This is a genomic window from Rhodobacteraceae bacterium Araon29, assembly GCA_039640505.1.
Lineage (GTDB): Bacteria > Pseudomonadota > Alphaproteobacteria > Rhodobacterales > Rhodobacteraceae > CABZJG01.
Window position 1 is genome coordinate 1,852,781 of the sequence record CP046865.1, and the last position, 12,598, is coordinate 1,865,378.

Here is a 12,598-nt window from a genome sequence, read left to right on the forward strand (position 1 = left end):
TCGCGCTAAATAAGCTTCTGAATAAATACATCTTTTTGGTCAAAAGTGCAAAAAGAATTACTTTCCATTTTTGTCCATCCATTGTGATTTTCATCAAATGGTTCCGAAACAATCGCCCAACTATCTTTTCGCTTATATCTGCGGTAATATATTGATGGCGCCCAACGGTCAGATGCATACCGCACAGCATATAGCTTTTTGCCATCTGAAAAGGTAATAGATAGGCGAAGATGCGGCGTGATAGGCGAGAGCTGTTCAAAAAGTTTAACCGTTTTGGCAATGGCCTCTCTGGGATTATTGTCCAGCCCCTGCCCCAAAGCGTTTAGAAAAAAGGCCTCGCTATCGGTTGCGCCTTTGCGGTGTTTATAAAGAGCATCCGGAATCAACATATCTGCCTTTTTTCGCACCTGTTCAAACCCACCGATTAGTCCATTGTGCATAAAGCTCCAGTTATCTACCACAAAGGGATGACAATTATTTCGACTAATTGCGGTTCCTGTGGACGCACGGACATGAGCAAGAAAGAGATGAGATTGAACTTGATTTGCAAAAGATCTGAGGTTCACATCTGACCAGGCTGGATGCGCGTCTTTATAAAGTCCCGGTTCGGCCCGTTTGCCGTACCAAGCAATGCCGAAACCATCACCGTTTAAGCTTGCCTTACCTTCATCAGCCGCCCTACTTTGCTCAATTAAAGAATGTTCTGGAGCGCTTAGGATGTCCGACAAATAGATTGGGGCGCCGATATAACCTGCCCAGCGACACATTTACTGACCTCGGTTGTGGGTTTTGTTAAAAAGATCGGCGATGATTGAACTTGCAGTTTTTTCAAAAAATGCGGGAATAATGGCATGAATTAGCGCTGCAAAAGCGGCGAGAAACAGAAGACTTGAAAATCTCAAAGCAAATCGTGCGTGTTCAAAATATGTTTCGTCGACGCTCTGCGGGTGATTGATAAACAGTTTTTTGTACATTTTTATCTCCTTTTACCTTCGGGAATTATAAAAATATATCTTGTAAAATAATTCCCAAATATCGCATATTAGCAATATTTTATGGGAATATATCCTAAAAAAGAGGTCATGAAGTGGAAATAGATACATTTGACAGAAGGATTCTGCAGCATATTCAAAAAGACTGCAGTATGTCGATTGAAAGCCTTGGCGAGCAGGTTGGACTGTCTAGAAACGCCGTGTGGCGCCGTATCAGGGCGCTAGAAGAACATGGTTTCATCAAAAACAGAGTGGCTATTATAGACCCACAAAAACTTGGGCTTGATTTGCTAGTTTTTGTGCAGATTAGAACCAGCCAGCATGATGCGGAGTGGCGGAAACGACTAGCACAAACAGCACAAGCCTTACCTCAGATACAATCTGTTCACCGTATGACTGGAGATCTTGACTATCTCATCATGGCCCGAGTGGCCAATATGGCTGAATATGACCAACTGTATCAGCGTTTAACAGAAAATGTGCAAATGACTGACGTATCCGCAAGCTTTGTAATGGAGAGCCTAAAGGAAACAACGGAAATTCCGGTCTCTTTGCTCTAGAGCAAAAAAATGGGGGGCATAAGCCCCCTTTGAAAGTCTCGCCGTTCAAGCTCATCATTATACCGCTCAATTTATGTTTATGCCTGCGGCCTGAACGTCGTCAGGGGTGAGCGCACCCTCCCCGTGTCTCGGTATTTTCCTTTAACTACATCCTGAGGTCGACCCGCAGGTGTTGCATTTCATACAAGTGCCATTGCGAACCAATGTGTAATTTCCACAATCGCCACATGGATCGCCTTCATACCCTTGCATCTTTGCTTTGGTACGGGCGTCCAATGCAGTTGCAGTTGCAGTCGCTATTGCCGCCGTCTCAGCTGATTGTTGCGGCAGATCCGCAACAACTGCTGCTGTTTCGGACATTGCTAAATTTCCGCTTGTTTGACCGCCTTGAAGAACCACTAATTCACGCGGCAGACGTTTTCTGAGGTATCCAGAAGAGCTAATTTGTTTAAGTACTTCCAAAGACTTAGAGGCATTGTCTTCACTAAGCTCTTTAACATTTCTGATGCCTTCATCTTGTCCGCGACCTAAATCATCAAACGTAGCACCCTCTGGCTTTACATGGGCCAAATCGGTCCTATCAAGATAGCTCACTGCTAATTCGCGAAAAATATAGTCAAGAATTGACGTTGCATTTTTAATGCTATCGTTGCCCTGAACCATGCCGGCGGGTTCAAATTTGGTAAAGGTAAATGCATCTACAAATTCTTCTAGAGGCACGCCGTATTGCAGGCCAACTGAGACTGCGATGGCAAAATTGTTCATCATAGCGCGGAAACCTGCACCCTCTTTATGCATATCGATGAAAATTTCACCGAGCGAACCATCTGAATATTCACCTGTGCGTAGATAAACCTTGTGACCGCCCACAATTGCCTTTTGCGTATAGCCTTTGCGGCGCTCTGGCATCTTTTCTCGATGAGATTTCACGATTTCTTTGACAATAACTTTCTCAACGATCTTTTCAGCTAGAACAGCGGCCTTTTCCTGCGCGCTGCCACTTTCAAGAATTTCAGCAGCCTCGTCGTCATCCTCAACCAATGCAGCCGCCAGTGGCTGTGACAATTTAGAGCCGTCTCTATAAAGCGCATTGGCTTTTACACCGAGAGACCAGCTGAGTTCGTATGCCTTTTGGCAATCTTCGATCGTTGCATCGTTTGGCATATTGATGGTCTTGGAAATGGCGCCTGAGATGAAAGACTGGGCGGCGGCCATCATATATATATGGCTATTAACGCTCAGATAACGCTTGCCCTTTTTGCCGCAGGGGTTGGCACAATCAAAGATATGATAGTGTTCTACGCTCAGATGTGGCGCCCCCTCTAGGGTCATGGTTCCACAAACATGATCGTTCGCAAGGTTGATATCTTTTTTGCTAAATCCGAGATGGCGCAAAAGATCAAAGCTTGGGTCGTTTAGTTTTTCCTCTGGAATACCAAGAACGCCAGTGCAGAATTCTGCGCCAAGGGTCCATTGATTGAACACAAATCTAATATCAAAGGCTGATTCTAGGGCGGCTTCAATCTTTTCAATTTCAGCAGGCCCAAAACCATGCCCAATAAGACTGGTGTGATTAATACCTGGGGCATTTCCAATCGATCCATGGCCCACTGCATAAGAGATGATTTCTTCAATGTGAGCGCTTCCATAGCCAAGTTTTTCCAAGGCCGCAGGCACTGAGCGATTGATTATTTTAAAGTAGCCTCCTCCAGCAAGCTTTTTGAACTTTACCAGTGCAAAATCTGGCTCAATTCCGGTGGTGTCACAGTCCATGACCAACCCAATAGTCCCAGTGGGTGCAATGACAGAGGTCTGAGCATTCCGAAACCCATGCTTTTCCCCTTCCGCAAGTGCGTTATTCCAACTGGATTGCGCAAGCATTATCAAATCTTGATCAGGACAGTTTTCACAATCGAGTGGAACTGGCTTGATGGCCAAGTCTTCATAGCCCGTGGATTTTCCAAAAGCTGCATTTCGATGGTTACGAATAACGCGTAACATATGGTCAGCGTTGTTGTCATACTTCGGAAAAGGTCCTAACTCACGCGCCATTTCAGCACTTGTTGCATAGGACACTCCGGTCATTATGGCTGATAAAGCTCCACAAAGGGCGCGGCCTTCATCGCTATCGTAGCCAAAGCCCATGTTCATCAGCAATCCGCCGATATTAGCATAGCCGAGACCTAAAGTTCTAAAATCATAAGAGCGCTGTGCAATTTCTTTGGATGGAAACTGCGCCATAAGAACCGAGACTTCTAAGGTTATGGTCCAAAGCCTTGTGGCGTGAATGTAGTCGTCTGCTTGGAACTTGCCATCTTTCAAAAAGCTTAGCAAATTCATCGAAGCCAAATTACAAGCGGTATCATCGAGGAACATATATTCAGAGCACGGGTTTGAGCCTCTGATCTCGCCATCCTCTGGACAGGTATGCCATGCGTTGACCGTATCATGATACTGAATACCTGGATCGGCACAGGCCCAGGCGGCATGTCCTACGTCTTCCCAGAGCTTTCTGGCTTTTATGGTCTTTGCGACAGAGCCGTCTGTCCGTCTAATCAGTTCCCAATCTTCGTCTGCTTTAACGGCTTTTAAAAACGCATCTGTGACGCGTATTGAGTTGTTAGAATTCTGTCCAGATACGGAAGCATAGGCTTCGCTATCCCAGTCAGTATCATATGTAGGGAATTCAATGCTATCATACCCTTGCTTTGCGTAGTCCAATACTCGTTTTACATAAGTTTCTGGTATTGCGACCTTTTTTGCGCCTCTTATGGCTGCTTTCAAAGACGGGTTTTTGCTTGGATTTACGGAATCTTCGCTGCTTCCATCCCAGGCGCGAATGGCGGCAAAAATCTCGTTGAGTTTTTCTTCATGCATTTTGCTGCCCGCAACGATGCTGGCAACCTTTTGCTCTTCTTTAACCTTCCAGTTGATAAAGCTTTCGATATCTGGGTGGTCTGCATCGCAGATGACCATTTTGGCGGCGCGTCTTGTCGTTCCACCGGATTTAATGGCGCCCGCAGCTCGGTCGCCAATTTTCAAAAATCCCATCAGACCAGATGATTTGCCACCACCTGATAGTGGCTCGCCGTCTCCACGAAGTGAGCTAAAGTTAGTACCTGTCCCGGATCCGTACTTAAAGAGCCGTGCTTCGCGCACCCAAAGATCCATAATACCGCCCTCGTTGACGAGATCATCGGTTACAGATTGGATAAAGCAGGCATGAGGTTGTGGGTGTTCATATGCAGATTTTGACTTCACCAGCTTTCTAGATTTAAAATCTACATAGTGATGTCCCTGACTAGGGCCATCAATGCCATAAGCCCAGTGGAGCCCGGTGTTAAACCACTGTGGGCTATTTGGTGCAGCTCTTTGGGTCGCTAGCATATACCGCATTTCGTCATAATAGGCTTGCGCATCTTCGGCGGTGCTAAAGTAACCACCTTTCCAACCCCAATAGGCCCAAGCGCCAGCCAAGCGGTCAAAAACCTGCTTTGCAGAAGTTTCGCCAGTTATGGCTGTTTCGTCAGACGACGCTTGTGAGCGCCACAAGAATTCTGGGACATTCTTTTCTTTAATCTTTTTAAGGCTTTCGGGTACTCCGGCTTTGCGAAAGTATTTTTGGGCGATTACGTCGCTCGCCACTTGAGACCAAGACGATGGAACTTCCACGTCGGAAAGATGAAAAACCACTGTCCCATCTGGATTTCTTATTTCAGAGGAGGTTTTTATAAAATTAATGTCGGAATAGGCATCCTGCCCGGCTTTCGTGAATTTTCTTTCAATTTTCATCTTTTTGCCTTGTTTGTTATTCTTTTTGTATCGTTCGGCTTTATGCCTGCTAATCTTTTAGTGCCCACCCATCGCTTAATTCATAAAGCGAAAGTATGATCTTCTTCCAACCCTGCCTTGCGGGAAAGGGATATACTATATGTTGTGGTGTCAGAGACAGCCTGTACAATCTGACGTAGGAGCACCAAGATGGTCAACGCATTTTTTTAATAAATTTTAAAAATTTTCACTTGACCTCTGCATAGATATGTAAATCCCGAAATTAGGGTTTATTTTGGCGCTTTCTTACAAAAATATGCCAATGCATTCTTGTTCATAAAAACGTCATATTATGCGATGGTTTACGCGAATTTTTTGACCCATAAAGTGAAACATAAAACGTTCATTGGTTTAAAGTATGAATTCTAAATAGCCGACCTGATAAAAAAATGATTCTGGGAATGTAGTTATAAATACCACAACAAATAGTATGCTCTTGTGGGCAACTATCTATACCTAGCGGTTTGAGGGCGTATCCCGAAGGATAGAATCGGATTAAATGGTTTGATGCAAAAGTAGCATATCCTAAAATCAGCAAATTATTTGCAGGGTTTAATAATCCATAAAGACATAACTTTATTCATAAACCAAGATTGCTGGGATGGTGCCACAGTGCCCTTGATCAATATTTTTTTAAAGTCAGGAAAACTCTATGAGTTTTTGGTCGGGACGGCAAGATTCGAACTTGCGACCTACGGTACCCAAAACCGTCGCGCTACCAGGCTGCGCTACGCCCCGAACAAGCGGCTGTCTAACCAATTGCAATGGGATTGAAAAGAGCAAACAGCACAGTTTAGGCAGAAAATAATCACTCTGTTTCAGTACAATTCAAAATTCGCTCTTTGGATATGGTTAAGTTGTGTGCAAAAGATCCAATAGAGATACCTAGTTTTTCTGAAATTCCCCCATTAATTTCCACAACATATTGAATGTCTGAACCTCCGTGAATAATCGTATGGTCAAGGGGCTTGGCGTTTGAATGTATGTGATCGACACGGCCTTCTGTGCTCAAAAAAATCATATCCAAGGGAATTTTAGTATTTTTCATCCAAAATGACACAGACTTTGGTTCTGGATACACAAATAACATTCCTTTATCGTTTGGTATATGGTCTGTGTGCATAAGGCCTTGGGCTCTGGTATTCGGAGTGTCGGCAATCCAGACAGCGAAACAAGCACGCCCCCAAGTTCCCCTAAATTCTAATAATTCAAACCTCAAACTCTGTGATGCTTGCAAATTGCACCCTAGAAAGATTGAAAAACCGACAAAAACAAAAATAAAGGTAGCTTTTGCTATATGGCACTGTCCCAAGAGCATAATTCTGCCGCCATTTTCCCACGTCGACCATCAATTACCCGCAAAGCAACGGCTTCCCCTGCTTGAAGGTCTGTCAGGCCCGAGCGCCTTAAAATTTCTATGTGGATAAACACATCAGTATCTTTGCCATATATATTAACAAAACCAAAACCTTTTGCCGAGTCAAACCATTTAACGCGCGCCGGTTCTAAAGGAAGTGTTTGGATATAGCTCAACTCTAGGTTTTCAAGATCCTTTAACTCCGGTCTTGGCAAAGAGCTTGGATCAATTGACAAGATTTCAGCGACCTGCAAACCTCGTGAGGTTTTTTGCGCTTTAAAGTCGATAAAGGACCCCTCAGCAATCGAATTGCGTCCAAACTTTTGCAAAACGTTTGCGTGCAACAGGATATCTTCGTTTGAAGTCTCATCCACCACAAACCCAAACCCTTTTAAGGGATTATACCACTTTAAATATCCTGCCAATGGAAGTTGCTCTAAGTCTTGATCCACGTAAGTCACCGCATAGCATACCCTTTAGGATCGCAATTATAGCCTTAAGTATGTAAATAGTAAAACCATAAATGAGGTAAATGAAACATTTTTGTGAAAGGCCTTAGAAATTTAATTGATATTCAAGGCGCTAAGCGCTGCACATGCCAGGGTGCCGATACAGCTTTACGCCGCCATTGAAACCTGTCGTGAAGCCTAAATGCGCCATCAGACCAAAATTCAATTTCGAGCGGCAAAATCCTAAAACCACCCCAATGGGGTGGACGTTTCGGGTTTATACCTTTTTGCGCAGTTTGCCTTGCAACTTCCTTCATTAGTTGTTGCCGCGATTCGAGCGGTGAAGACTGAGGTGACGCCCATGCACCAATTCTGCTTTGGAGCGATCGAGAGGTGAAGTAATTATCAGCAATGGTCCCGTTTTCTTTTTCTATCAGTCCACGGACCCTTATTTGCCGTCTCAAAGACTTCCAATGAAGCACAAATGCGACTTTGCCTGTAGTGTTAATTTCTTGACCTTTTTGGCTATTATAATTGGTGTAAAAAACAAAAGCATTTGCCTCGATGTCCTTTAAAAGTACCATGCGAGCGTTTGGCAGCCCCTCGCTGTCCACTGTCGCAAGCGCAATTGCGTTGTGATCATTGATTTCTGACTTTTCCGCTTCTTGCAGCCAACTGCTAGCGATCTGAAATGGATCATCTCCAGAAAAAATACCTGTTCGCTCTTCCATTATAACACCTTAAAATTATCCGATATGATTGTAGCTAGACTTGATGTGGAAGCTTCAATCGCCTACACGGTTCTCTAATTATAATGGTTGGAGATTACCACATGTCAAATAATCTTATGGCTGGCAAACGCGGTCTGATTATGGGTCTTGCTAACGATAAATCAATTGCTTGGGGGATTGCAAAATGTTGCGCCGAAGCGGGGGCTGAACTGTGTTTTTCTTTTCAAGGCGAAGCCTTAAAAAAACGGGTAAAGCCCTTGGCTGAAAAAGCCAACAGTAATTACATTGTAGAATGCGATGTTTCCGATGCCCAAAGTCTTGATGCACTATTTGATAATATTGAAAAAACTTGGGGAAAATTAGATTTTGTGGTTCATGCGATAGGATTTTCCGACAAGAGCGAGTTGCGCGGCAGGTATGTAGATACTAGCAGGGATAACTTTGCTATGACCATGGATATTTCGGTTTATTCTTTTACCGCTGTGGTGCAGCGCGCCGAAAAAATAATGAACCCGGGCGGGTCTATTCTTACCCTTACCTATTACGGCGCAGAGCAGGTCATGCCGCATTATAATGTCATGGGTGTCGCAAAGGCCGCCTTGGAAGCCTCTGTTATGTATTTGGCCGAAGATCTTGGCAAAGATGATATTCGCGTCAATGCTATTTCAGCAGGGCCAATTAAAACGCTTGCAGCCTCTGGAATTGGTGATTTTAGGTATATTTTGAAATGGAATGAACTTAATTCGCCTTTGCGTCGGAACGTCAACATCGATGATGTTGGAAAATCGGCTCTTTATCTTTTGTCGGATTTAGGATCAGGTGTCACCGGCGAAGTTTTGCATGTAGATGCCGGCTATCATGTGGTTGGAATGAAAGCTGTAGATGCCCCAGACATAGATGTGGTGACCGGCCGAAAAGATTAAAAGTGCCCTGTGATGGCCCAGCACAGCTTGGCGATTTGGTAGAATGACAAATGTATTGTGGTTAGCGTATCCTATCTAATAATCGCGTTGGTCGCATCAATCTGAAAGGTAAAACAGCGATGACTGATCGTCTTCCTCACGAAAAAGGTTTTCACGTAAGCTGGGATCAACTTCATCGTGATGCGCGGGCTCTGGCTTGGCGTTTGGATGGCCAAGGGCCGGTAGAAAGTGGATGGCGTGTGGTTGTCGCAATAACCCGAGGTGGTATGGCGCCGGCAATGATTGTCGCGCGTGAACTTGATATTCGAACAGTCGATACAATCAGTATTAAGTCCTATAATCATCAGTCTCAAACTGAACCGAAGGTTATAAAAGCACCTGATATGGACCTTGTTGGTGATGGAACTGGCGTTTTGATCATTGACGATTTGGTTGATACCGGACGCACGTTAGAAGTCGTACGGAAATTGATGCCAAAGGCGCATGTTGCAACTGTATATGCCAAGCCTAAAGGTCGCGCACAGGTCAATACTTTTATAACTGAGGTCAGCCAAGATACTTGGATATTCTTTCCTTGGGACATGGCATTACAGTATGTAGAGCCATTTCGCGGAACGGACTAATTCCGGATGTCACCCCGAACAACATCTAGTTTAAACCCTTACTCTGGTCGCACAAAATTTACGGCTCCTGCGCCCATAAAAAAAGTAAATGATTGGTTGAATGGGATAAAATTTTCGACTGATTTCCCTTTGATTGATGTCTCGCAAGCCGCACCCTCAGAGCCTCCTGCACTTTCTTTGCGCGAAGCTTTGGCAGAATATGTTTTGACCAACCCAAATGCGCATCTATACGGTCAAATACTGGGAACTGATGAATTGCGCAGCGCTTTGGCCAAGCATTGGAGTAAAGCCTATTCATGTAGTGTTGCAGCCCAAAATATTGCCATCACATCTGGTTGCAACCAAGCTTTTTGTGCGGTCATATCTGCAATTGCCGAGCAAGGTGATGAAATAATATTGCCAGCACCTTGGTATTTTAATCATAAGATGTGGTTGGACATGAATGGTGTGGTCACACGACCTTTAATGACCAAAGGCGATTTACTGCCTGATCCGCAAGAAGCCGCTGCTATGATAACGCGCAAAACCAAAGCAATTGTTCTAGTCACCCCTAATAATCCGGCGGGAATAGAGTACCCTGATGCATTACTAAACGAGTTTTATGAACTCGCTAAAACAAGAAAAATAGCATTGATTCTAGATGAGACGTATAAAGATTTTAGAAATCAAATTGGCCCACCTCATTTTTTGCTTGCCGATCCGGATTGGCAAAAAACTCTTATACAGTTGTATTCTTTTTCAAAGTCTTATCGTTTGACAGGGCACCGAGTTGGAGCAGTGATTGGTGCAACAGAATTACTGGCCGAAGTAGAAAAATTTCTTGATTCTGTAACGATCTGTCCCTCACAGGTTGGTCAATATGCGGCTTTGTGGGGGTTGGATAATCTTTCAGAGTGGGTGTCCGAGCAGCGTCAGGTTTTGCTTGAGCGGCAAGCTTTCATCCGAAATTCTTTTGATCTTTTGTCTGACAATGGATGGAAACTCTTGGGTTGTGGGGCGTATTTTGCATACGTGCAACATCCTTTTGCGCTGCCATCCCTTGATATCGCTAAAAAACTCGTTGAACAGTCGGCAGTATTAGCTTTACCCGGAGAAATGTTTGCGCCTTCTGAAATGCAATCGTCAAAACAACATTTGCGTTTGGCTTTTGCGAATGTAGATACGCAAAAACTAAAAATCTTACTGGAAAGATTAGAGAATTTTCGGTTCCAGCTTGCTCCTTAAGCTCTGGACGCGTAGAGAGAGCATTAACAAAAAGTAAGCACCAAGAGGGCACTATGGCGTCGCGCACACAATCGCTGTCGAAAATATTCGTTTGGATTTTGCTGGGACTACTCATTGTAGGTTTGGCTGGCTTTGGCGCCACAAACCTAGGCGGTACTATCCGCAGTATCGGACAAGTCGGATCACGTGATATCCCTGTCGATGAATACGCACGGGCGCTGCAAAGTGACATTCGGGCAACGGCAAGTCAATTCGGGCAGCAACTGACATTCCAGCAAGCTGAGCTTTTCGGAATACCGCAACAGACATTGAGCCGAATTCTAAGTGAGAAAGCTTTAGATCAGGAAGCAGATAACATAGGTCTTTCGGTGGGCGATGCAGCTGTGCGCGACCGTCTTATGAATGTTCGTGGATTTCAAGGGATTGATGGAAAGTTTGATCGCGATACTTATGCTTACGCACTGAGCAATGCAGGTTTAAGCGAAACGGTATTTGAGAACCAACTACGCGATGAAACAACGCGTACTCTTTTACAAGCTGCTGTTGTGTCTGGAAATACCATGTCGTCGACATACACAGATCAATTGGTTTCCTATCTACTTGAAAAGCGTAGCGGGCTTTTAATACAGCTTACAGAAAATGATTTGTCAGCGCCGCTTACCGCAGCAACACTGGATCAACTTCAAACATTTTATAATGAAAATATAGATCAATTTTCGCTTCCTGAAAGCAAGTTGATTACGTTTGTTTCCTTGACACCGAAAATGGTAATGGATCAGGTTGGCGTTGATGACAGCGCGCTTCAGTCTTTATATCAAAAAAATCTGGCCAAATATTTCACTCCAGAACAGCGATCTGTAGAGCGTTTGGTGTTTTTAAATGAGGCCGAAGCAAAATCGAGTAGCGAGCAGATTATATCAGGAGCCATTTCTTTCGAAGAACTGGTCACCAACCGGGGCCTAAACCTTGCTGATATTGGTTTGGGTGACGTGACCCTAGAAGATCTTGGCGCCTCAGGAGATTTAGTGTTTGGCGCGACTGTTGGAGATGTTGTTGGTCCATTTGAAACTTCTTTAGGACCTGCTTTGTTTCGCATCACCGGAAAAACTGAAGAGGAAACTACAAGTTTTGAAGACGTGCGGGATGACTTATTTGACGAGCTCGCCCTAAATAAAGCGGGCCGTCTTATCGAGGCACAAGCCAGCGACATAGATGATCTATTAGCCGCCGGCGCCACGCTTGAAGAGGTTGTAGAAGACAGCGATGCGGAATTGGGGAACATTCGGTTCTATTCAGGAGTTAATTCCGGAATAGCGACCTATGCAGAGTTTAAGCAAGCTGCGCGAGAATTGGGTGAAAGTGATTTTCCAAGTGTTATTCAGCTATCTGATGGGGGTATTGTTGCGCTGCGATTAGAAGAAGTGTTGCCGGCAAGCCCTGAGCCTTTTGAGGATGTGCAGGCATCCGTCGAGCAAGCCTGGAGAAACAATGCACTGATGCAAGCACTTCGTGCAGAAGCGAAAGAAAAACTTGCAAATATTAATGCAAATAATTCTTTGGCAAACCTCGATTTAGGTCACCAAACCTTTGAAAATCTCACTAGGGATCAGTCAATAGACGGTGCGCCCTCTGCGATTTTGGCTCAGGCCTTTGATTTAGAGCTCAAAGATGCAAGCGCAGTTGATGGTGATATGTCTGTCTATCTTGTTCAAGTTCTTGATCTTCAAGAGGCTGATTTGACAACTGAGCAAGCGGTGAATTTAAATACTCAAATCACATCACAATTGAGGTCAAGTTTGTCACAAGACTTAATCGAGTCTTACCTTACTGGAATACAAGAACGCGCTGAAATTACGTTGAATCAACAGGCCATCAGCGCGGTCCATGCCAACTTTCAATAAGGAAAAG

At 44.4% G+C, this 12,598-nt stretch carries 11 protein-coding genes and 1 tRNA gene; 5 read left to right on the top strand and 7 right to left on the bottom strand.

Features of this window, described 5'->3' with window-relative positions; genetic code table 11:
- Positions 1-5: 5 nt before the first annotated feature.
- Both GN278_08990 and GN278_08995 read right to left on the bottom strand, forming a co-directional pair.
- Complete coding sequence (locus GN278_08990; protein XAT60856.1) at positions 6-767, bottom strand: class II glutamine amidotransferase; 762 nt, start codon at positions 765-767, stop codon at positions 6-8.
- On the bottom strand, positions 768-974 hold the full coding sequence (locus GN278_08995; GenBank protein ID XAT60857.1) for a hypothetical protein: 207 nt from the start codon (positions 972-974) through the stop codon (positions 768-770).
- 113 nt (positions 975-1,087) lie between these two features.
- On the opposite strand from GN278_08995, the gene GN278_09000 reads away from it, so the two are divergent.
- Positions 1,088-1,552: an AsnC family transcriptional regulator gene (locus GN278_09000; GenBank protein ID XAT60858.1), complete on the top strand. Its 465-nt coding sequence runs from the start codon at positions 1,088-1,090 to the stop codon at positions 1,550-1,552.
- A 141-nt stretch (positions 1,553-1,693) separates the two neighbouring features.
- Here the strand turns inward: GN278_09000 and GN278_09005 are convergent, their stop codons facing one another.
- From GN278_09005 to pdxH, 5 genes are all read right to left on the bottom strand, one after another.
- Complete coding sequence (locus GN278_09005) at positions 1,694-5,344, bottom strand: vitamin B12-dependent ribonucleotide reductase (GenBank protein ID XAT60859.1); 3,651 nt, start codon at positions 5,342-5,344, stop codon at positions 1,694-1,696.
- 700 nt (positions 5,345-6,044) lie between these two features.
- Positions 6,045-6,121: transfer RNA gene (locus tag GN278_09010), tRNA-Pro, on the bottom strand.
- A 70-nt stretch (positions 6,122-6,191) separates the two neighbouring features.
- On the bottom strand, positions 6,192-6,701 hold the full coding sequence (locus tag GN278_09015; protein XAT60860.1) for a DUF192 domain-containing protein: 510 nt from the start codon (positions 6,699-6,701) through the stop codon (positions 6,192-6,194).
- Complete coding sequence (locus GN278_09020) at positions 6,677-7,192, bottom strand: cold shock domain-containing protein (protein ID XAT62611.1); 516 nt, start codon at positions 7,190-7,192, stop codon at positions 6,677-6,679. The genes GN278_09015 and GN278_09020 overlap by 25 nt, the downstream gene beginning before the upstream one ends.
- Positions 7,193-7,314: 122 nt before the next feature.
- The gene (gene pdxH / locus GN278_09025; GenBank protein ID XAT60861.1) at positions 7,315-7,920 is read right to left on the bottom strand and encodes a pyridoxamine 5'-phosphate oxidase; all 606 of its coding nucleotides are present in this window, start codon (positions 7,918-7,920) and stop codon (positions 7,315-7,317) included.
- Positions 7,921-8,021: 101 nt separating this feature from the next.
- Here pdxH and fabI point away from each other — a divergent pair, with 101 nt between their 5' ends.
- From fabI to GN278_09045, 4 genes are all read left to right on the top strand, one after another.
- Positions 8,022-8,843, top strand: a complete 822-nt coding sequence (gene fabI / locus GN278_09030) for an enoyl-ACP reductase FabI (GenBank protein ID XAT60862.1) — start codon at positions 8,022-8,024, stop codon at positions 8,841-8,843.
- Between the two features lie 119 nt (positions 8,844-8,962).
- Positions 8,963-9,466: a xanthine phosphoribosyltransferase gene (locus GN278_09035; protein XAT60863.1), complete on the top strand. Its 504-nt coding sequence runs from the start codon at positions 8,963-8,965 to the stop codon at positions 9,464-9,466.
- A 6-nt stretch (positions 9,467-9,472) separates the two neighbouring features.
- A complete protein-coding gene (locus GN278_09040) occupies positions 9,473-10,690 on the top strand; it encodes an aminotransferase (protein ID XAT60864.1) in 1,218 nt (405 codons plus the stop codon).
- Between the two features lie 53 nt (positions 10,691-10,743).
- The gene (locus GN278_09045; protein ID XAT60865.1) at positions 10,744-12,591 is read left to right on the top strand and encodes a peptidylprolyl isomerase; all 1,848 of its coding nucleotides are present in this window, start codon (positions 10,744-10,746) and stop codon (positions 12,589-12,591) included.
- Positions 12,592-12,598: the final 7 nt, after the last annotated feature.